The sequence below is a fragment of the Streptomyces sp. NPDC005533 genome (genome assembly GCF_042871845.1).
In the GTDB taxonomy this organism is placed as follows: Bacteria; Actinomycetota; Actinomycetes; order Streptomycetales; family Streptomycetaceae; genus Streptomyces.
Genome location: NZ_JBIAJH010000023.1, coordinates 72,331 through 92,320, shown reverse-complemented (window position 1 = coordinate 92,320; position 19,990 = coordinate 72,331). Strand labels below are relative to the sequence as shown.

General features: G+C 71.8%; 18 protein-coding genes. 14 read left to right on the top strand and 4 right to left on the bottom strand.

Annotated elements, in window-relative coordinates:
- Positions 1 to 20: 20 nt before the first annotated feature.
- The 7 genes from ACFYP3_RS23240 (at position 21) to ACFYP3_RS23210 (ending at position 6,275) form a co-directional block, all read left to right on the top strand.
- A complete protein-coding gene (locus ACFYP3_RS23240) occupies positions 21 to 776 on the top strand; it encodes a DUF1365 domain-containing protein (RefSeq protein ID WP_388835625.1) in 756 nt (251 codons plus the stop codon).
- Positions 773 to 2,113: a class I SAM-dependent methyltransferase gene (locus tag ACFYP3_RS23235; RefSeq protein WP_388835622.1), complete on the top strand. Its 1,341-nt coding sequence runs from the start codon at positions 773 to 775 to the stop codon at positions 2,111 to 2,113. Before ACFYP3_RS23240 ends, ACFYP3_RS23235 begins: the two co-directional genes overlap by 4 nt.
- Positions 2,110 to 3,396, top strand: a complete 1,287-nt coding sequence (locus tag ACFYP3_RS23230; protein ID WP_388835620.1) for a class I SAM-dependent methyltransferase — start codon at positions 2,110 to 2,112, stop codon at positions 3,394 to 3,396. The genes ACFYP3_RS23235 and ACFYP3_RS23230 overlap by 4 nt, the downstream gene beginning before the upstream one ends.
- Entirely contained in the window at positions 3,393 to 4,223 is an 831-nt protein-coding gene (locus tag ACFYP3_RS23225; RefSeq protein ID WP_388835618.1) for a DUF1295 domain-containing protein, read from the top strand. The genes ACFYP3_RS23230 and ACFYP3_RS23225 overlap by 4 nt, the downstream gene beginning before the upstream one ends.
- Entirely contained in the window at positions 4,220 to 4,951 is a 732-nt protein-coding gene (locus tag ACFYP3_RS23220; protein WP_388835615.1) for an alpha/beta fold hydrolase, read from the top strand. Before ACFYP3_RS23225 ends, ACFYP3_RS23220 begins: the two co-directional genes overlap by 4 nt.
- Before the next feature lie 133 nt (positions 4,952 to 5,084).
- Positions 5,085 to 5,603 carry a DUF4383 domain-containing protein gene (locus ACFYP3_RS23215; RefSeq protein WP_388835612.1) on the top strand — a complete coding sequence of 173 codons (519 nt, stop codon included), beginning with the start codon at positions 5,085 to 5,087 and terminating at the stop codon, positions 5,601 to 5,603.
- 3 nt (positions 5,604 to 5,606) lie between these two features.
- Positions 5,607 to 6,275 carry an SDR family NAD(P)-dependent oxidoreductase gene (locus ACFYP3_RS23210; protein ID WP_388835609.1) on the top strand — a complete coding sequence of 223 codons (669 nt, stop codon included), beginning with the start codon at positions 5,607 to 5,609 and terminating at the stop codon, positions 6,273 to 6,275.
- 41 nt (positions 6,276 to 6,316) lie between these two features.
- On the opposite strand, the gene ACFYP3_RS23205 is transcribed toward ACFYP3_RS23210, so the two are convergent.
- Positions 6,317 to 7,414 (bottom strand): hypothetical protein, encoded by a 1,098-nt coding sequence (locus ACFYP3_RS23205; RefSeq protein ID WP_388835606.1) that lies wholly within the window; start codon positions 7,412 to 7,414, stop codon positions 6,317 to 6,319.
- Positions 7,415 to 7,742: 328 nt separating this feature from the next.
- On the opposite strand from ACFYP3_RS23205, the gene ACFYP3_RS23200 reads away from it, so the two are divergent.
- The 6 genes from ACFYP3_RS23200 to ACFYP3_RS23175 all read left to right on the top strand — a co-directional run bounded on the left by ACFYP3_RS23200 (position 7,743) and on the right by ACFYP3_RS23175 (position 14,124).
- Positions 7,743 to 8,672 (top strand): ABC transporter substrate-binding protein, encoded by a 930-nt coding sequence (locus tag ACFYP3_RS23200; protein ID WP_388835603.1) that lies wholly within the window; start codon positions 7,743 to 7,745, stop codon positions 8,670 to 8,672.
- Between the two features lie 2 nt (positions 8,673 to 8,674).
- Positions 8,675 to 9,652, top strand: a complete 978-nt coding sequence (locus ACFYP3_RS23195; RefSeq protein WP_388835601.1) for an amino acid ABC transporter permease — start codon at positions 8,675 to 8,677, stop codon at positions 9,650 to 9,652.
- An 8-nt stretch (positions 9,653 to 9,660) separates the two neighbouring features.
- Positions 9,661 to 10,413, top strand: a complete 753-nt coding sequence (locus tag ACFYP3_RS23190) for an amino acid ABC transporter ATP-binding protein (protein WP_388835748.1) — start codon at positions 9,661 to 9,663, stop codon at positions 10,411 to 10,413.
- Entirely contained in the window at positions 10,410 to 11,624 is a 1,215-nt protein-coding gene (locus tag ACFYP3_RS23185; protein ID WP_388835598.1) for a M20 family metallopeptidase, read from the top strand. The genes ACFYP3_RS23190 and ACFYP3_RS23185 overlap by 4 nt, the downstream gene beginning before the upstream one ends.
- Positions 11,625 to 11,830: 206 nt before the next feature.
- Entirely contained in the window at positions 11,831 to 13,123 is a 1,293-nt protein-coding gene (locus ACFYP3_RS23180) for a cyanophycinase (protein ID WP_388835595.1), read from the top strand.
- Positions 13,124 to 13,248: 125 nt separating this feature from the next.
- Positions 13,249 to 14,124 (top strand): MurR/RpiR family transcriptional regulator, encoded by an 876-nt coding sequence (locus ACFYP3_RS23175; RefSeq protein WP_388835592.1) that lies wholly within the window; start codon positions 13,249 to 13,251, stop codon positions 14,122 to 14,124.
- Between the two features lie 47 nt (positions 14,125 to 14,171).
- On the opposite strand, the gene ACFYP3_RS23170 is transcribed toward ACFYP3_RS23175, so the two are convergent.
- The 3 genes from ACFYP3_RS23170 to ACFYP3_RS23160 are packed head-to-tail and all read right to left on the bottom strand — an operon-like array spanning position 14,172 to position 16,586.
- Complete coding sequence (locus ACFYP3_RS23170; protein ID WP_388835589.1) at positions 14,172 to 14,450, bottom strand: hypothetical protein; 279 nt, start codon at positions 14,448 to 14,450, stop codon at positions 14,172 to 14,174.
- Complete coding sequence (locus ACFYP3_RS23165) at positions 14,447 to 15,079, bottom strand: RNA polymerase sigma factor (RefSeq protein WP_388835586.1); 633 nt, start codon at positions 15,077 to 15,079, stop codon at positions 14,447 to 14,449. The genes ACFYP3_RS23170 and ACFYP3_RS23165 overlap by 4 nt, the downstream gene beginning before the upstream one ends.
- 16 nt (positions 15,080 to 15,095) lie before the next feature.
- Positions 15,096 to 16,586, bottom strand: coding sequence for a sodium:solute symporter (locus ACFYP3_RS23160; RefSeq protein WP_388835583.1), 1,491 nt, complete (start codon positions 16,584 to 16,586; stop codon positions 15,096 to 15,098).
- A gap of 925 nt (positions 16,587 to 17,511) precedes the next feature.
- Here ACFYP3_RS23160 and ACFYP3_RS23155 point away from each other — a divergent pair.
- Positions 17,512 to 19,650: a carbon starvation CstA family protein gene (locus ACFYP3_RS23155; RefSeq protein WP_388835745.1), complete on the top strand. Its 2,139-nt coding sequence runs from the start codon at positions 17,512 to 17,514 to the stop codon at positions 19,648 to 19,650.
- The last annotated feature ends 340 nt before the right edge of the window (positions 19,651 to 19,990 follow it).

The window sequence follows — 19,990 nt, the reverse complement described above, 5'->3', positions numbered from 1 at the left end:
CCCGCACCGCAGGAGACGTCATGTCCGGTCATCGCGTGGGCACGCAGAGCACCGCGTCGCTGTACGCGTGCGAGATCACCCACGTCCGCCGCACGCCCCTGCGGCACGTTCTGCGCCACCGCACCTACCTGTGGTGCGTGGACCTCGACCGGCTGCCGGTACTGCCCCTCGCGCTGCGTCCCCTCGCCCGCTTCGACGCCCGCGACCACTTCACCGGCACCGCGGGCTCCATCCGGGAGGGACTCGACGCCTTCCTCGCCGGCCAGGGCATCGACCTGGAGGGTGGGCGTGTGGTGATGCTGGCGCACGCCCGCGTCTTCGGGTACGTCTTCAACCCGCTGACCGTGTACTGGTGCCACGACGCCCACGGCGCCCAGGTGTGCGTCGTCGCGGAGGTCCACAACACCTACGGGCAGCGCCACTGCTACCTGCTGCGGCCGGACGCGGCCGGCGAATCGGTGGTGGACAAGACGTTCTACGTCTCGCCCTTCTTCGCCGTCGAAGGCCGCTACCGGATGCGGCTGGCACCGCCCGGTGAACGCCTGGCCCTGACCGTCCACCTGGAAGGCGACGGCGGACGCGTGTTCACCGCGGTGGTCCGGGGCCGCCGCCGGCCCGCCACCGCGGCCGCGCTGCTGTCAGCCGCCGCCCGCAAACCCTGGTCGACCGCAGCGGTCTGGGCCGGCATCCGCCGCCACGGCATCCACCTGCTGCTCCGCGGCCTTCCCGTCCAGCCCCGCCCTTGCCGGGCCCCGCAGAAAGGCATGCTGCCGTGACCCGCCCCGCCCTCGCCTCCCAGGACCGCTCTCCGCACGCCGCCCGTACCGCCAGGACCCCTTCGCAGCCGACGCAGGGCAGCCGGCCCCCGACCACCGTGCCCGCCGTCCGCCGCGCGGACGTCGACGCCGCCCGATGGCCGGACGTGGCCCGGCTCCCGCCGACCGCACGCGCCCGCACCGCCGTCGCCGGACATCTGGTGGAGCGGGCACTGGCCAAGCTGAACCTGACCGGACCCGCGGCCGGCGCCCGCCCGTCGGCCGTCCGGCCGCGGCTGGTCATCCACGACCCGGACGCGTTCCACGGGCGCATCGGCCGCCATGGTCTGATCGGCTTCGGCGAGTCCTACATGGCCGGTGAATGGGACAGCGAAGACCTGGCCGGCGTCCTGACCGTCCTCGCCGGCCACGTCGACGAACTGGTCCCCGCCCCGCTGCGCCGCCTCCGCGGCCGGTGGGCGCCCACCCGTCCCGCCGCCGACCGGAACACCCGTTCAGGGGCGCGCGACAACATCCAGGCCCACTACGACCTGTCCAACGACCTGTTCTCCGCGTTCCTCGACCCGACCCTCACCTACTCCTCCGCCCTCTTCCCGGCCTTCCCCGCCCGCTTCGAGTCCCTGCCCTCCGCCCAGCACGCCAAGATCGACCGGCTCCTGGACCTCGCCGACGTCGGCGAAGGCACCCGGCTGTTGGAGATCGGTACCGGCTGGGGCGAACTCGCCCTGCGGGCCGCTGCCCGCGGCGCCCGCGTCACCACCTTGACCCTCTCCGCCGAACAGGCCGACCTGGCCCGGAAACGGATCGCGGCGGCAGGCCTGAGCGACCGGGTGGAGGTCCAGCTGCGGGACTACCGCGACATCCAGGGCCGCTACGACGCCGTGATCAGCGTCGAGATGATCGAAGCGGTCGGCGCCGAGTACTGGCCCACCTACTTCACCGCGCTGCGACGCGCGCTCGCCCCCGGCGGCCGGATCGCCCTGCAGGCCATCACCATGGGCCACCAGCGGATGCTCCACACCTCCGCCACCCACACCTTCATCAGCAAGTACGTCTTCCCCGGCGGCCTGATCCCCTCCCGGCAGGCCATCGCCGAACACTCCGCCGCCGCCGGACTGGCCACGGTCGCCGACCACGGCTTCGGCGAGCACTACGCCGAGACCCTCCGTCTGTGGCGCGAGCGGTTCACCGCCCGCCGCGACCACGTCACCACCCTCGGCTTCGACGCCGTCTTCCAGCGCATGTGGGAGTTCTACCTCGCCTACTCGGAAGCCGGCTTCCGCTCCCGCTACCTCGACGTGCGCCAGCTGCTCCTCACCGAAGGGACCCGCCCATGAGGCACACCGCAGACCGTCTCGCCCGCCTCCTCGGCCTCTTCCTCCCCGGCCCCCTCCCCGTACGCATCCGCGCCTGGGACGGCAGCCAGGCCGGCCCCGCGGACGCGCCCCTCATCACGCTCCGCTCACCCGACGCCCTGCGCCGCCTGCTGTGGCAGCCCGGCGAACTCGGCCTCGCCGAGGCCTACGTCACCGGCGACCTGGACGTCGACGGGGACCTCGCCGAGGCCCTCTCACGGGCCGGCCGGAGCGTGCGCCACCGGCCCGCACAGCGTCCCGGGCCGGCCGCGCTCGCCTCCGCCGCCGCCCTCGCCATACGGCTGGGCGCGGCCGGGCCGCCCCCGCGGCGCCCCGACGGGCGCGCTCGCCTGACCGGCCCCCTGCACAGCGCCTCCCGCGACCGGGCCGCGATCAGCCACCACTACGACCTCTCGAACGACTTCTACGCCCTCCTGCTCGACGCCTCGATGGCCTACTCCTGCGCCTACTGGACACGCCCCGACGACCCCACCTACACGCTCGCCGACGCCCAGCGGGACAAACTCGAACTGACCTGCCGCAAGCTCGGGCTGCGGGCCGGCGACAGGCTCCTCGACGTGGGCTGCGGCTGGGGCTCCCTCACCCTGCACGCCGCCCGGGAACACAAGGCGCGCGTCACCGCCGTCACCCTGTCCCGCGCACAGCGCGACTTCGTCGCCGACCGGGCCGCACGCGAAGGCGTGGCCGATCTCGTGGACGTCCAGTTGCGGCACTGGCGGCACATCGACGGCGGCGGCTACGACGCGGCCGCCGCGATCGAGATGGGCGAACACGTCGGCGACGCCGAATACCCGGCCTTCACCGCCAAGCTCCACGACGCGCTGCGCCCCGAGGGACGGCTCCTGATCCAGCAGATGTCCCGCGGAGCCCACGCACCCGGAGGCGGGGCCTTCATCGAGACGTACATCGCCCCCGACATGCACATGCGCCCCGTCGGCCGCACCGTGGACCTGCTGGAGGACGCGGGCCTGGAGGTCCGCTCCACCGAATCCCTCCGCGAGCACTACACGGCCACCATCGACGCCTGGCGCGACACCCTCGAACAGCGGTGGGGCGACGTCGAAGCCCTCGTCGGGGAGACCACCGGCCGGGTCTGGCGCCTCTACCTCGCCGGAGCATCGCTCGCCTTCGCCGAGCGCCGCATGGGCGTCGACCAGATCCTCGCCGTGCGACCCACTCGCGAAGGGACAGCAGCCATGCCGGCCACCCCCACCTCCTGGTACACCCCGGTGAGCCCGTCGTGAACGGGACCGACTGGGCACACCTCGCCACCAACCTGGGCGTCACCGCGGCGACGGCCGGGGTGGTGCTCCTGGCCACGTTCGCCGTCGCCGTGCGCCTCGGCCTCCACCGCATCGTCGACATCGCCTGGGGCATCGCCTTCAGCGCCGTCGCAGTCGTCACCTGGCTGCTCTCCGACGGACACGGCGACGACGGCCGCCGACTGCTCGTCGCCGCGGCGACGGTCGTATGGGGGCTGCGGCTCTCGGCGCACATCGCCAGGCGCTCCCACGGCCACGGCGAAGACCCGCGCTACACCGCCCTCCTCGACAAGGCCCGCGGCAACCGGACCCTGTACGCGCTGCGCACCGTCTACCTCGGCCAGGCCGCCCTCGTCTGGCTGATCTCCCTGCCCGTCCAAGCCGCCTCCTACAGCTCCTCACCGCCCGACCTCCTGGCCTTCTGCGGTATCGCGGTGTGGGCGCTCGGCGTCGGCTTCGAGGCCGTCGGCGACCATCAGCTGGCACGGTTCAAGGAGGATCCGGCCAACCGGGGACGGATCATGGACCGGGGCCTGTGGGCCTGGACCCGCCACCCCAACTACTTCGGGGACAGCCTCGTCTGGTGGGGCCTGTACCTGATCGCCTGCACCGCCTGGCAGCCGGCCCTCGCCGTGCTGGTCTCGCCGGTCCTCATGACCCTGCTGCTCACCGTCGGCAGCGGCAAGCGCCTCCTGGAGAAACACATGGCAGGCCGTCCCGGCTACGCCGAATACGCCGCCCGCACCAGCGGATTCGTGCCGCTGCCCCCCAAGAAGACCGCTCCGGTCAGGCCCGGGGGGAACCGGTGAACGACTCCGGCAGCGCGCGGGGCCATCGTGCTCTCGAGCTGCCGCAGCCGCCGTTCCTGCCCGCAACCGGGGCGGTGCTCGTCCTGCACGGTGGCCGCGCCGACTCCCTCACACCCCCGCCCCTGTTCAACCTGCCCGGCCTGCGGATGAGGCCGTTCGCCCGAGCGATGGACCGGGACCCCGTCCTTGCGGACGTCCTGGTGGCGTCCGTCCGGTACAGGGTGCGCGGCTGGAACGGGCACCGGGCCGACCCCGTCCAGGACGCCAGACGCGCCCTGGAGGAGCTCCGGGACCTCGCGGGGCCGCTTCCCGTGGTCCTGATCGGGCATTCCATGGGGGCCCGAGCGGCACTGCGCGTCGCGGACGACGCGCACGTCCGGGGCGTCGTCGCCCTGGCACCCTGGTGCCCGCCCGGCGACCCCGTCGGGCATCTTGCAGGCCGCACGGTCATGGCCCTCCACGACGAGACCGACCGGATCACCTCCGCCGCAGACACCTGGAACTACCTCGGCCGCGCCCGCGCGGCCGGGGCCCGGGTCCGCGGCATCCGCATGCACCGCGGGCGGCACGCCATGCTCCGCGACGCGGGCCTGTGGCACCGTCTCACCACAGCCTGCGCGGCGACGGTTCTCGGATGGGCGCCGCCGCCCGGCGGCGGCCTGCCGGACGAGCCCGCCTGGGAGAACCAGCTGGTCGACGCCTGCGACATCAACCTGCCCGGCAGGTGACGTCCGGCCCTTGCCGCGGGCGCCCGGTGTTTCGCCCGATTCGTTGCAGAAACAATGCGACTTTCGTCATCGTCCCCCACCGGTCACGCTCGAGTTCTCCGGACGCGTGCAGCGACGATCCACGGGAGTGACGATGAACCTGCGAGACGAACTGCCGGTCGACCATCCCCTCAACCGCGTCTACCGCATCGGTGCCGCGGCGTGCGGGCTCCTCCTCCTGCTTTTCGGCTGCCTCGGTTTCGCCGACAGCCTCTCCTCCTTCGACACCGCCGGCAGCATCGCCGGGATGTCCACGAACGGCCTGCTGAGCGCCATCTCCGTGATCGTCGGCCTGCTTCTCTTCGTCGCGGCCCTGATCGGCGGAAACGTCGCTTCGAGCGTCAACATCGCCGTGGGGGTGCTGTTCGTGCTGAGCGGCTTCGTCCACCTGTTTCTCATCGGCCGTCCGGGTAACGTCCTCGACTTCGGCATGACGAACGTGATCTTCAGCTTCCTCATGGGGCTGCTCATCATGACCTTCGGCATGTACGGCCGGGTCAGCGGAGGCCTTCCTCATGACAACCCGTACTGGAAGCAACGCCACGCAGGCGCCGGCGCCACGGGCCAGGGCCGGGTCGGCGGCTCCCGGCAGGCTCAACTGCCCGGGCGGTAGGTCGTGCACCGGGTCCTGGTGGTCGGAGCCACGGGCGAGCTTGGCACGCACGCCGTCGACGGCCTGCTGACCCGCGGGTCCGAGCTCGCCGTGGCCGGGCGGGACCCCGCCCGGCTGGCCTCCCTGGCCGCGCGTACCGGCTGCCCGGCCTTCCCGATCGACGCCTACGACCTGGATGGCTGCGCCGGGGCGGCACCCCGGGCGGCTGCCGCTCTCGGCGGACTCGACGGAGTGCTGGTCGCCGTCGGCGTTCCTGCGTTCGGGACGGCGGACTCCACACCGGACGCCGTCGCCGAGCACCTGATGACCGTCAACGCGCTGTGCCCGATGGCCGTCCTCCGGGGCGCGATCCCGGTGGTCCGCGACGGGGGGTTCCTCGCAGCGATCACGGGCGCCATTGTCGGGGCACCACTGACGGGAACCGCCGACTACGCGGCCTCCAAGTCGGCGCTGTCCTGCTGGCTCGCAGTGGTCTCCCGCGAAGTCCGACGCCGTGACGTGCACGTCGTCGACGCCCGCCTGCCCCACATGGCCACCGGCTTCGCATCGCGCGCGGTATCCGGCAGCCCGCCGCGTCTTCCGCCTGCCGCGGATCCTGCCGCCGAGATGGCGGCGCTGCTCGACCGCCTCCTGGGGCACCTCTCATCCCCTCGCAGGCAACCGAACCGCTAGGGGCAGCCAGGCGCCCGTCGCCGGGCCTTCGACCGCACCGTTCAGCAGCCGGTGACGGGCGTGCCGTTGTAGGGGTCGGGGTCGGTGACGCCGTCGGTGACGCTCTTGAGGTAGTAGCCGCAGGTGGGGCGGTTGGCGAAGTCGAAGGTCCGGCCGGAGGTCAGTCGCCAGATCTTGTAGTCGGAGTAGGTGAGCGGCTGCCCCGGGCGGGCTCTTTCGGGCCGGTGGTCGCCGAGTACGACGTAGGCGTCGGCGCCGTAGAGGGTGGCCAGGCCGTTCTTGTCGATGAAGAGGGAGCCGCCTTCCTCGACGCCGACGCCCCAGGCTTTTCCGCCAGGGGTGAGTCCGTCTTCGAGCGCACGTGCGACGAAGGCCATGGTTCGGCCCATGCGGTCGCGGGTGACGAAGTGGGAGTCGTTGATGGTGGCGGCGTAGTGCGGCCAGTCGAACATGCCGGTGGTGAACGTGGCGTACGCGTCGTAGGGGTCGGCCAGGGCCTCGGCGGAGGTGATGCTGCCCCGGCATGCGTCGTAGACGACGGAGCTGTTGATGTGGTGGCCGGCGCTGCCTCCGCCGGAGCCGCCGCCCTTGGCCACGACCGACTGGACGGAGGCGCGGAGCGCAGTGGACTTCCAGGCGGCGTACTTGCACTGGTCGCCACCGGCGAAGTAGACGAACTCGGCGTTGCGGATGTCGGTGTTGACCTGCGTGTTGTTGCCGTCGCTCGCCTTGGTCAGGGTCCACGTGGTGCAGGAGTTGACACCGCTCAGGCGCATCACCGCATCGCACTCGGGGGTTCTGCTGCCGGATCCCGGTGTCGATGCCGCGAGCACCACCACGTCGAGCGAACCGGTACCGCCGCGGATGGCGTCGACGGCCTTGGTCATGGATGCGGGGACGATGCCACCGGACCCGTTCATCGTGAAGGCGGGGCCCGCCCAGCCGGATCGGCCGGCATCCGCGGAGCTGCCCAGGCGGATGCGGGTGGCAGCGGCTTCGGCCGGGGTCGCCTGGGCCAACCCGCCGGCGAGGAGGGCCAGAGCGGCCGTGACGCAGGCGGCGAGACGGCGTACGGGCCGGCGTGGCATCGGGGAGGGGGTGGCCGTCGCGGGGGACGTGGGGTGGGGGAGCGCGTTCATGGATCCTCCGTGCGGAGCGTTGGGGGGCCGCGGTCACCGAGAGCGGGCGTAGGAACGGAAGGTACAGATGGCTCGCACTGAGCGGAAGATGTAACGCAAGGATGCTGTTCCCCGCGGGGCCGGACTGCCGTCGGAGCAGTCGAAAGCCGTGCAAGTGCCAGGCGGGCGGGCCTTCGCTCTCGGCGTTACCGATATGAAATATGCGTTACATCTAGTCAGCTGCATGGGTGGCATGTAATTTTTCGGCAGTCGGGCGGTGCCGTACGGAGCCATCGCCGACAGACCTCCGAGAGGGCTACCTGTGATGCCAACCCTGTCCCTCCGCCGCGTGTCGACGGCCTTTGCGCTGCCCGCGGCGATCCTCATGACGATCTCGGCCTGCGGGGACGACGCGTCCGACGGGGCCGCCGGGGCGACCGCGCCCGTCACCGTCGCGGGCGTCACGATCGTCAAGGACGCGGCGCTCCACGCCGCCCTGCCCGGGGAGATCAGGGAGGCGGGTGTGGTGCGCGTGGCCACCGACGTTCCGTACGCGCCCTTCGAGATGTTCGTGACCGAAGGCAAGCCCGAACTGACCGGTCTCGACTACGACCTGGGTCAGGCGCTGGGCGCGAAGCTGGGCGTGAAGTTCGCCTTCGCGCCGCAGAAGTTCGACGGCATCGTGCCCGCCATCCAGGCCGGAAAGTTCGACGCGGCGATGTCGGCCATGACCGACAACAAGGAGAGGCAGGCGGTCGTCGACTTCGTCGACTACTCCGTCTCCGGCTCCGGGATCATGGTCGTCAAGGGAAACCCCGAGAAGATATCGACCCTGGACGACCTGTGCGGCAAGAAGGCCGCGGTACAGGCGGCGACCAACCAGCTGGACCTGCTCAAGGAACACCAGACGAAGTGCAAGGCGGCGGGCAAGGCCGAGATCGACATCCAGACCTTCCCCAAGGACTCCGACGCCCAGCTCGCCCTGCGCTCCGACAAGGTGGCCGCCCAGGTGCAGACGAAGCCCGCCGCGGGCTGGACCGCCAAGACCGCGGACAGCGGCAATGCCTTCGAAGTCGTCGACGACCCGGCCGCCGCGGGCGGCTACGGGGCCTCACCCAACGGGATCGCCGTGTCCAAGCGGCTGCCGCAGCTCGGTGACGCGATCCAGAAGGCGTTGCAGGCCCTGATCGACGACGGAACCGTCACCAAGATCTTCGACAAGTACGGCGTCGCCTCCATCGCCGTCAAGGAGGCCACCAAGAACGCGGCGGTGGACTAGAGATGACCACCACCACGGCTCCCGCGGACACCGACCGCACGGTGCCCGAGCAGCTCACGGTCGTCCCGCTGCGCCACTACGGCCGCTGGATCACGGCCCTCGCGGCGGTCGCCGCCCTGGTCGGCGTCGCCGGATCGCTGGCGAAGAACGGCAATCTCCACTGGGAGATCATCGGCCACTACCTCTTCGCCGATCTGATCTTCTCGGGGCTGGTCACCACCCTGTGGCTCACCGCGGCGGCGATGGCTCTCGGACTCGTCCTGGGCACGCTCGTCGCGGTGATGCGCCTGTCGACCAATCCCGTGCTGTACGGGATGTCCTCCCTCTTCGTCTGGTTCTTCCGGGGCACACCCCTGCTGGTCCAGATCATCTTCTGGGGGTACGCCGCGGCCCTCTACAAGTACGTGCTGATCGGCATCCCGTTCACCGACGTCACCTTCTTCCGGATCGAGACGAACTCCCTGCTCACCCCCGCCGTCGCCGCGCTGCTGGCGCTCGGACTCAACGAGGCCGCCTACGCCTCGGAAATCGTCCGGGCCGGTATCCAGTCGGTGGACCCCGGCCAGACCGAGGCCGCCCACTCCCTCGGCATGCGGCCGGCCCTGACGATGCGGCGGATCGTCCTGCCCCAGGCCATGCGGGTGATCATCCCCCCGATGGGCAACGAATCGATCAACATGCTCAAGATGACGGCCCTGGTGTCGATCATCTCCGCACACGACCTCATGTCCAACATCCAGGACGTGTACGCGCAGAACTACCAGGTCATCCCCATGCTCGTGGTCGCCAGCCTCTGGTACCTCGCCCTGGTCACCCTGCTCAGCATCCCGCAGACGTGGCTGGAGCGCCGGTACGGCCGGGGCACCGGGCGCGACGGTCACACCTCGCCGATGCGCCGCATGTTCGCCGGAGCCGTCAGCCGACCCGTGCGTTCGGCTCAGGACCGTGCGAAGAAGGACAGCAAGGAGGCAGGCCGGTGAACGTCCCCATGGTCCACGCCCAGGGCGTACGCAAACACTTCGGGAAGCTCGAAGTCCTCAAGGGCATCGACCTGACCGTCGAACGCGGCCAGGTGTGCTGCCTGCTGGGGCCCTCCGGCTCGGGCAAATCCACGCTCCTGCGCTGCATCAACCACCTCGACCGCGTGGACGGCGGGAAGCTCGCGGTCGACGGCGAGCTGGTCGGCTACCGCCAGAGCGGCCTGCGCCTCCATGAACTGCGGGAGCGGGAGGTCGCCGCGCGACGCCGTGACATCGGCATGGTGTTCCAGCGGTTCAACCTCTTCCCCCACATGACCGCCCTCGAGAACGTCATGGAGGCCCCGGTCAACGTCCGCGGGGTCACCAAGGCGCAGGCCAGGGCCGACGCCCACGACCTGCTGGAGCGGGTGGGCCTCGGCGACCGGGCCGGCCACTACCCGGCGCAGCTCTCCGGCGGACAGCAGCAACGCGTCGCCATCGCCCGAGCTCTGGCCATGGAGCCCAAGCTCATGCTCTTCGACGAGCCCACCTCGGCGCTCGACCCCGAGCTCGTCGGCGACGTCCTGGACGTGATGCGCGCGCTCGCCGCCCAGGGCATGACGATGGTCGTGGTGACCCACGAGATCGGCTTCGCCCGCGAAGTGGCCGACACCGCCGTCTTCATGGACGACGGCGTCGTCGTCGAAGCCGGCGATCCCCGCCACGTCCTCGTCGAGCCCGAGCAGGAGCGCACCCGCGCGTTCCTCTCCAAGGTCCTGTGACCGCCCCCTCGCGGGAGCGGCTCCGCCCCACCGCGCTGCTCCCGTACGCCGAAGCGTGCCTGGAGGGCTACCTGGCCGACCTGGCCCACCTGGTCGCCATCGACTCGGGCTCGTACAGCCCCGCGGGCGTGAACCGGATGGCCGACTGGACCGGGGAACGGCTCCGCAGGCTCGGATTCGAGGTCGAGCGCATCGCTCCGGCCGCCACGCACGGGCACCCGGTCGGCGACGTGGTCCTCGCCCGCAAACGAGGGGACCTGCCCGTCGCCGAAGGGGGCAGGCGTGTCCTGCTCGTCGCCCATCAGGACACCGTGTTCGAGGACGGCACCGCCACACTGCGGCCCTTCGCACTCGACGGCCGCATGGCGCGCGGGCCGGGCGTCAGCGACGACAAGGGCGGACTGCTCGCGGGACTCAGCGCCCTGGAGATCCTCGACGCGGCCGGAGCGAGGCCGTACGCCGAACTCGTCTTCCTCGCCACACCGGACGAGGAGATCGGCTCACCCGCGAGTCGCCCGGTGACGGAGGCGGCAGCCTGCGGAGCCCACTTCGCTCTCGCCCTGGAATGCGCGCGGGAGAACGGCGACGTCGTCATCGCCCGCAAGGGCGTCGCCGACTTCCGGGTGACGGTCACCGGCCGGGCGGCGCACGCCGGCATCGAGCCGGAGCGCGGGGCGAACGCCGCCCTGGCGGCCGGCCACCTGATCGTCGCCCTCCAGGCCCTCAACGGCCACTGGGACGACGTCACGGTCAACGTCGGCGTCGTCCGCGCGGGGACCCGGGCGAACATCGTCTGCCCGGAAGCCGAACTGCGGGTCGAGGTGCGTTCGGCCACCGCCGCCGGCATCGGAGCGGCCAGGTCCGCGATCGAGGCCGCCGCCGCACGGCCCGCCGTACCCGGCACCACAGCGACCGTCGAGCAGCTGGACCTGTGCCCGCCCATGGAGGACACGCCCGCCTCGCGCCGCATGTTCGACCGGGCCAGGAAGATCGCCGCGGACCTCGGGGCACCGCTCGGCGGCTCGGCGACGGGCGGCGTGGGGGACGCCAACTTCATCGCGGGCATCGGCGTGCCCACCCTGGACGGGCTCGGCCCGGTCGGCGGCGCCGACCACACCCCCGAGGAATGGCTGGACACCTCCACCGTCCCCGTCCGCGTCGCGCTCCTCGCGTCCCTCGTCGCCGAACTCGGCGACAGCCGCACCGGCTGACGCCCCCGACCGTCCCGTACCGGTGCGATCGCGCCATCGCCCATCGCCCATCGCCCATCGCCCATCGCCCATCGCCCGGTACGGGCCCGGCCCCGGCAGCCCGGTCCACCACCACGCACCCGGCCGCCGGCCACGCCGGGACCGCGGCAGGCCCACCCCGCCGCGGTCCCGGCCACCACCGACCCCTCACCCACAGGAGGCACCCCATGCGCGTCCCGACCGGAGCCCGCCGCACCACACTGGCGGGCGGCACCGCACTCCTGCTCACCCTCGCCCTCGCCCCGTCGGCCGGCGCCCACACCCCGCACCCCGCAGGCGACCGGGGCTCCCTGGTCCTCGTCGGCGGCGGGCTGAAGGCCGACAACACCCAGGTCTACGGCGAGATCATCAAGCGGGCCGGCGGCGCCTCGGCGAAGATCGGAGTGATCACCGCCTCCTCCGTTCCCGCCAGCCAGGACCCGCACGCCGCCGACCCGGACACGTGCAGCAACTCGGAGTGCAACGGCGCGTACTACGCCGGCCTGCTCGAGCAGCACGGCGCCGCCGACGCCCAGTGGATCCCCGTCGACCTCGACCACATCGCCAACGCCGACTCCGACGAGGTCGTCCGGCAGGTCAACTCCATGACCGGCTTCTTCTTCGGTGGCGGCGACCAGTACCGCTACATCACCACCCTGCTGCACGGCGCCGCCCACACCGACTCCAAGGTCCTGGCCGCGATCCGCGCCGGACTCGCCGCCGGGGCGGTCGTCTCAGGCTCCAGCGCGGGAGCGCAGATCGCCGCCGGAGCCGACATGGTGACCGGAGGCGACTCGTACGAGGGCCTGCGCGACGGCAGCAGCCCGGGCTACTTCGACGACCCCTCCCGGCTCGGCTACCTCCGGGCCGGCGGCTTCGGCTTCGTGCGCTCCGGGTTGATCGACACGCACACCGGCGCCTACGGCCGGGAGGGCAGGGCCATGCGGCTGGCAGCCGACACCGGTCACGACCGCGTCTACGCCCTGGAGGAGAACACCGCCCTCATCGTGGAGGCACCCCGCACGCCGAACGAGCGGCTACGCGTTCTCGGACCACAGGGCGTCGCCGTCCTGGACCTGCGTCGAGCGCGGGCCGGACACGGTCCGTCCGGGGCGTGGTCTCTTGACGGCGTGCGATACGACTACCTGACCGACGGCGACCGCTACGACCCCACCCACTGGCGCGTCCAGCCCGCAGCCGGCAAGCGGCCCCTGGTACCGTCCTCCGCCTCGCCCGTGCCCGTGAACCCCGACGTCTTCCACTCCGCCGCCAACCCGGCGGGCGTCCCCTCCTCCTTCCTCGGCACGGCGCGCGCCCTCGCGGCCACCAGTGCCCAGCGCACCGCGACCGGCCACACCTTCGAAGGCGGACCCCGCTTCACGGTCACCTTCGGCAAGCGGCCGGGCTTCACGGGGTGGACCCGGGACGGCGCCACCCCGCAGACCCTGATCGGTCTGCACATAACGGTCACGGCGGATTGATTGCGTCCCGTACCCCGGTCGGCCCCGCTCGTCGAACACCGGCAGTAGGCTCGATCCGCCCTCTCTCGCCCAGCCCGACCCCTCGGCCCCTCGACCCCTCGACCCCGCGAAAGAAGATCCCGCGCATGGCCCCTGGCACGCTCGCCGACAAGATCCGCCTCAAGCTGGGCGACGTCAGCCCCGCCGAACGCAAAGTCGCCCGCGTGCTGCTCGCCGGCTACCCCTCAGCGGGATTCGAGACCATGGCCGTCCTCGCAGAACGGGCAGCCGTCAGCGCTCCCACCGTCCTGCGCCTCGTCAACCGGCTCGGCTACCGCGGCTTCCCCGACTTCCAAGCCGCCCTGCGGGCCGAACTCGACGAACGCAACGCCTCACCACTGTCCCTGTACGAGGCGACCGACTACGGCCGCACCCAGGGCGACGGCTCCCCGGACGACCTGCCCCTCCTCCAACAGAGCAGCAACGTCTTCACCGCCGCGGTGCAACAGACCCTCACCGAACTGCCCCCGCACGACTTCGACCACGCGATCAAACTCCTGTCCGACAGCAAACGGCGCATCACCCTGGCCGGCGGACGCTTCACCAACGTGTTCGCCCACTACCTCGGACTGCACCTGATGCAGACCCGGGACGAGGTCCGGTTCCTGCCCGACCGCGATGTCGAACGCACCGCGGTCCTGGCGGCTCTCCACCGCCGCGACGTCCTGGTCATCTTCGACTACCGGCGCTACGAGGAGGACAAGGTCGCCCTGGCCGAACTCGTCCGGTCCCAGGGCGGCAAGGTCATTCTGTTCACCGACGTGTGGCTCTCACCGGCCTCCACCCACGCCGACGTGGTCCTGCCCTCCCAGGTGGCCGCCCCCTCCCCCTACGACAGCCTGGTCCCCACCCTCGCCGTCATCGAGACGATCGTGGCCGGAGTGCTCACCTCCCTCGGGGAGGCCGCCCACCAGCGCATGCGCCACGGAGAGGAAACCGCGCGCCGGATGGGCCTGTACTGACGTCATCGCCGGTCCCCGGGTGCGTCCGCGGACGCACCCGGTCCGTCTCAGCGGAGGGGGCCGGGGACCACGGGCCGGCCGGCGGCGCCGCCGTTGTTGAAGATGACGTGGGTGTCCGGCGAGGCGTGGGAGAGGGTCATCAGGCCGATCGCGCAGACGACGGCCACGATGAGGAGCACCAGGACCGCGACCACGCACCGGCGCCGGTACTCCCGGCGGCGCCAGCGGGCCTGTTCCTTGCGGTACGACGTCGCCGAGGCGCCCGGCACCGACGCGGCGAGGTCGCTCAGTGTGCTGCGCAGCAGGTCTTCCGTGTCCGTGCTCATCGGTCCGCTCCCTTCACGAGACTGGACAGCTTGGTCATGCCCCTGGCCGTGTGCGACTTCACCGCTCCGACGGAGATCTTCATCGTCTCGGCGATCTCGGTCTCCTTGAGGTCCAGCCAGTACTTCAGCACGAGGGCCTGTCGCTGTCGCGACGACAGCGTACGCAATGCCGCGACGAGTTCGCGCTGGTCGTGGTTGAGCAGGACCTGTTGCTCGGCGGAGCGGACCAGTTCGTCCGGCACCTGGTAGGTGTGCCGGCGGACGACCTTGATGCGGCGTATGCGCATCCGGGCCAGATTGCAGACGATGGAGCGGAGGTAGCTCGCGGCCGCCTCGGGTGTCTTCAACTTCTCCCATCGGCGGTGCAGTTGGTAGAACGCCTCCGAGACCAGGTCCTCGGCGTCCTGTTCGGCTCCGAGGAGCACCGCGAGGCGCAACAGCCGGGTGTAGTGCTGGTCGAAGATGTGGGCGATCGCCACTTCACGGTCGGCGTCGCGCAGGTCGAGGGTGGCGCCCTCGTCGAGCGCCTCCGGAAGGGCGGGCGGCGGGACCACGACGTCCCGGGGCGGCTGGTCGGCGGCCGCGAGGGAGGGGCGGGGGCCGCTATGTCGTGGCAGGAGCGGTTTCACGGAGTCGGTTCCTCACTCATTCGACGACGAAGGCGTACTTGGAGCCGCGGCGTTCGAACGCCGCCCCGCCGGCCGTGCCGTCTGTGCCCCGCGGCACGCCGAGCGCGTCGAAGAGCGGCGTGAGCAGGGCGGCGACGGCGAGGTTGAGCGCGAGGGCGATCACGGCGACGTACACCGGCGCGTGCACCGCTCCGACGCCGATGTCGACCACGGTGGAGAAGCCGCGCAGCCCCAGCAGGCCGGTGCCGGAGACCATGCCCGCCGCCCAGCCGAGGAACAGCGCGCGGCGGTGGAACCAGCGGGTGAACAGCGACACCGCGATGGCGGGCAGCAGCTGCAGGATCCAGACGCCGCCGAGCAGATGGAGGTTGATGGCGTCCTGCGGCTTCATGAGCAACGCGAAGGCGATGGCCCCCGCCATGATCGCGAGAGCGGGCCCGCGGGCGGCGCGCACCTCGTGCTTGGGGGTCGCGGTGGGGTTGAGGTACTCGACGTAGATGTTGCGCACGAACAGCATCGCCATGCTCATCACCATGACCACGGCGGGCAGTAACCCGGCCACGGCGAGCGCGCCGAAGAGCAGCCCGGCCAGCCAGTCCGGGGCGAGTGCGCGGATGAGGGCGGGCACGGCCAGTTCGCCGTGGCCGGCCGCCGTCCGTATCCCCGCGGCGAACGCGGCGACCCCGAAGAAGGCCCAGACGCCGAGCGTCATGCTCCAGGCGGGCAGGAAGGTGGTGGCCGCCCGGAGCGTGTCCTTCGACTTGCTGGCCATGGCGACCAGGAGGACCTGGGGGTACATGAGCTGGGCGAGCGCGGACCCGAGGGCGAGGGTGGCGTACGCCGTGAAGTTCTGGGGCGGTACGCCGAAGGACTCACCCATCGCCGCGCCGCGCCCGCCCGCGAGTTGGAAGATGTGCCCCGGTGATCCGAGCCGGGCGAGGGTGAGCGCGAGCAGCACGACGACGGCGGCGCCGATGAGGACCGCCTTGACCAGCGAGATCCGCGCGCAGGCGCGCAGGCCCCCGGGCCGGGTCACCAGGGCGAAGGTCAGGAACAGTACGACGAGGACGGCGCAGCCCGCGACCGAGTCGGGGGCCAGGCCGACGGAGCGCAGCACGGCGGTCATGCCCACGACCTGGAGCCCCAGGTAGGGCATCGTCGCCAGGATGCAGGTCAGGGCCGTCGCGAGGGCCAGGGGGTGGGAGCCGTGCCGCAGGCGCACGTAATCGGCGGCGGTGATCAGGTCGTGCTTCGCGCCGATCTCGCGCAGCCGGGGCAGCAGGATCATGATCAGGGGCGAGAGCAGCATGGTGTAGACGAGGGCGTACAGGGCCAGCCCGCCGGTGCCGAACATGAGGCCCGGCACGGCGATGTAGGTGTACGACGTGTAGATGGTGCCGCCGAGCAGGAGGCAGGTGGCCGCGGTGCCGAGGCCGCGGCCGCCCAGCGCCCAGTGGACGGGGTGCGGCAGTTCGTCGGACGGCGGGCGGCGGGCCCCGGCCAGCACGGCGCAGCCGACGACGAGGACGAATCCCGCGGCGATCGCGTGTCTGATGGTGCCCCCTCGGTTCAGGGCGGGGGAGCGGCGGCGGCGTGCCGGCTGGTGTGGCCGGGCGCCCAGGACGGTCTGTCCGGGACGGTCGGTCCGGGACGGTCGGTCCGGGCCGTGCGCCGGGTGATGAGCCCGGATCCCGCACCCGGAGTCTGTGCCCTGAGCCGCTCGGCGTGGAGCCCCCCTCGCCTTGCTAATTCCACATTCCGGAAAACAAATTCTGCTGAGCGGTACTTTAGGTGTCCCTCCAGGGAGGGTCAAGGATCCCCGCCAGGTCCCGCGCCGCGAGATCGCCGATGCCCGGGCCTGCCTCCTACCCGGTGAAACACGGGGTTCGGCGGGGTGGATGTGACCCACGCCACCCCGCCGACCCGGCATCGGCGTAAACCCTCCGCCCGAGGCGGGCAACCAACATCCGTAGCCGTCGGCCGGAGCGCGTAGATCGCCCCCGCCGCCGCGCTCGGCGGGAGTCCGCGCCCACGCGCCGCACTGTGCCGGACCGCCTCTTCGCGTACTCCCGTCTTCTTCGCCGGCCACGTCCCGTCCGCCTCGGGCCGTCGCTGCCGGACTCGTCAACGACATGGAGGGTGCGGTTGTGGCACGGGAGTCTGCGCGAGACGGGTCCGCCGGGACCCGGCGGCGGTCGTCGCGGCTTGCGGCCCGGTGCGCCCTGCTGGTCCTGCCGGTGGCCGCCGCCGCGGCGACGCTCGCACTGCCGCCCGACCGGCCCCGGCTGTTCGGGATCCCCCTCTTCTACGTCCTGCACTTCGCCGTCTGCCTGCTGAGCGCGGCGGTCACCGCCCTGCTGCAGCGCCTGTCCAGGACCTCCGCCGAGCCGCTACCCCCGCGCTCCGTCGAAAGGCAGTTCCCCATGGAAACGATGAAACCCCGCTCGGCCGGCCCCGGGAGCCGGGTGCGGGGCCGCGCCCTGCGCGTCGCGGCCTGGGGCGCCGTGACCCTCGCGGCGACCACCGCGTGGGCGGTGCTGGCGCTGGCCCGCGGGGAGGAGATCAGCGCCGTCTGGCTGCTGGTCGCCGCCCTGTGTTCGTACGCCGTCGCCTACCGCTTCTACGCGCGCTGGATCGCCCGCCGCGTGCTGCGCACGGACGACTCCCGCACCACGCCTGCCGAACGCCTCCAGGACGGCGTCGACTACGTGCCGACGAGCAAGGGCGTGCTGTTCGGCCACCACTTCGCGGCGATCGCGGGGGCCGGCCCCCTCGTCGGCCCCGTGCTCGCCGCGCAGATGGGCTACCTGCCCGGCGTGCTGTGGATCGTCGTCGGCGCGGTCTTCGCCGGCGCCGTGCAGGACATGACGACACTGTTCCTGTCCACCCGCCGTGACGGACGCGGCCTGGGCCAGATGGCCCGGGACGAGATCGGCCCGATCGGCGGGGTCGCGGCCATCGTCGCGGTGCTCGCCATCATGGTCATCCTGCTCTCCGTGCTGGCGCTCGTCGTCGTCAATGCCCTGGCGGGCTCACCGTGGGGCACCTTCTCCATCGCGATGACCGTGCCCATCGCCCTGTTCATGGGCTTGTGGCTGCGCGTGGTGCGCCCCGGCCGGGTCGTCGAGACCAGCGTCATCGGCGCCGCCCTGCTGGTGCTGGCGGTGGTGGGCGGCAGCCACGTCGCCGATGCGCCCGCGTGGGCCGCCGTCTTCACCCTCTCGCCCACCGCGCTGAGCTGGCTGCTGATCGGCTACGGGTTCGTCGCGAGCGTCCTGCCGGTGTGGCTGTTGCTGGCCCCGCGTGACTACCTGTCCACCTTCATGAAGGTGGGCGTGATCTCGCTGATGGCCGTCTCCATCGTCGTCTCCCTCCCGGTCATGAAGGCGGGCGCGGTGACGCGCTTCGCGAGCGAGGGCGCCGGACCGGTCTTCTCGGGAAGCCTGTTCCCCTTCCTGTTCATCACCGTGGCCTGCGGTGCGCTCTCCGGCTTCCACGCCCTGATCTCCTCCGGCACCACCCCCAAGCTGATCCGGCGCGAGTCGCACATCCGGCTCATCGGCTACGGCGGCATGCTGATGGAGTCCTTCGTCGCCGTGATGGCCCTCATCGCCGCCTGCGTCCTGGAGCCCGGCCTCTACTACGCCGTCAACTCGCCCGCCGGGCTGCTCGGTCCGACGGCGGAGTCCGCGGCGCAGGCCGTGCGCGAACTGGGGTTCACGCTCACGCCGGACACCCTGCACCAGGTGGCCGCGGCCGTGGGGGAGGAGTCCGTGCAGTCCCGCACGGGCGGCGCGCCCACCTTCGCCCTCGGCCTGTCCCACCTGCTGTCCGAGGCCATCGGCGGTGACGCGGTGCGTGCCTACTGGTACCACTTCGCGATCATGTTCGAGGCGCTGTTCATCCTCACGACCGTCGACGCGGGCACCCGTGTGGGCCGGTTCATGCTCCAGGACGCGCTCGGCAACGTGTGGAAGCCGATGCGCGACGTCGGCTGGAAGCCCGGCATCTGGCTGTGCAGCACGCTCATGGTGGCGGGCTGGGGCTACTTCCTGCTGGCCGGCGTGAGCGACCCGCTCGGCGGGATCAACCAGCTCTTCCCGCTCTTCGGCATCGCCAACCAGCTGCTCGCCGCCCTCGCGCTGGCGTTGTGCACCACCGTGCTGGTCAAGCAGGGGCGGTGGCGCTGGGCCTGGGTCACCGGAGTCCCGCTGCTCTGGGACGTCGTGGTGACGGTGACCGCCGGCTGGCAGAAGATCTTCTCCGACGACCCCCGGGTCGGCTTCTTCGCCCAGCGGGAGCGGTACGCCGACGCGTTGGAGCAGGGCAAGGTGCTGGCGCCCGCGCACTCCGCGGAGGACATGCGCCAGATCGTCACCAACTCCACCGTGGACGGCACCCTCGCCGCCGTCTTCGCCGTCCTCGTCCTCGTCGTCATGGCCGACGTGCTGCGGGTCTGGGTCAGGGCCTTGCGCTCGCCCGTACCGCTGCCTACGTCGGAGACCGCCCCGGAAGGGGTTCGTGCCGTGCCCGCCGAGGAGACGAGGGTCGCGGCGGGGCAGGCGAGTTGAAGGCCCTGACCGGTGCGCGGTGGCTGTGGGGCAGGGCCGTCCGCTACCTCGACGAGGTGTCGGGCCAGGCCGAGTTCCGACGGGTGTGCCGTGCGCACGAGGCCGCCCGGCCCGAAGGGCGGCGCCTGACGGCGAAGGAGCGCCGGAGCCTGTGGCGCGCCCATACGGGGCGCACGGCGCGCGTGACGAGCCGGTGCTGCTGACGGTCACCACGCGGCGGCGTGGTGACCCAGGTCACACCAACTTTCCGAAGTCGCGCGTAACCCGAATGCCCCCGTCAGGCAACTGTGTGGGTGAAAGGGTTGCCGGAGGCTGATCCGCGGCACCGCCGAGAAGACAT

Coding starts and splice junctions, on each gene's coding strand:
- ACFYP3_RS23240 (WP_388835625.1), top strand. CDS start 21: ATGTCCGGTCATCGCGTGGGCACGCAGAGCACCGCGTCGCTGTACGCG.
- ACFYP3_RS23230 (WP_388835620.1), top strand. CDS start 2,110: ATGAGGCACACCGCAGACCGTCTCGCCCGCCTCCTCGGCCTCTTCCTC.
- ACFYP3_RS23215 (WP_388835612.1), top strand. CDS start 5,085: ATGAACCTGCGAGACGAACTGCCGGTCGACCATCCCCTCAACCGCGTC.
- ACFYP3_RS23205 (WP_388835606.1), bottom strand. CDS start 7,414: ATGAACGCGCTCCCCCACCCCACGTCCCCCGCGACGGCCACCCCCTCC.
- ACFYP3_RS23195 (WP_388835601.1), top strand. CDS start 8,675: ATGACCACCACCACGGCTCCCGCGGACACCGACCGCACGGTGCCCGAG.
- ACFYP3_RS23190 (WP_388835748.1), top strand. CDS start 9,661: ATGGTCCACGCCCAGGGCGTACGCAAACACTTCGGGAAGCTCGAAGTC.
- ACFYP3_RS23180 (WP_388835595.1), top strand. CDS start 11,831: ATGCGCGTCCCGACCGGAGCCCGCCGCACCACACTGGCGGGCGGCACC.
- ACFYP3_RS23175 (WP_388835592.1), top strand. CDS start 13,249: ATGGCCCCTGGCACGCTCGCCGACAAGATCCGCCTCAAGCTGGGCGAC.
- ACFYP3_RS23170 (WP_388835589.1), bottom strand. CDS start 14,450: ATGAGCACGGACACGGAAGACCTGCTGCGCAGCACACTGAGCGACCTC.
- ACFYP3_RS23155 (WP_388835745.1), top strand. CDS start 17,512: ATGAAACCCCGCTCGGCCGGCCCCGGGAGCCGGGTGCGGGGCCGCGCC.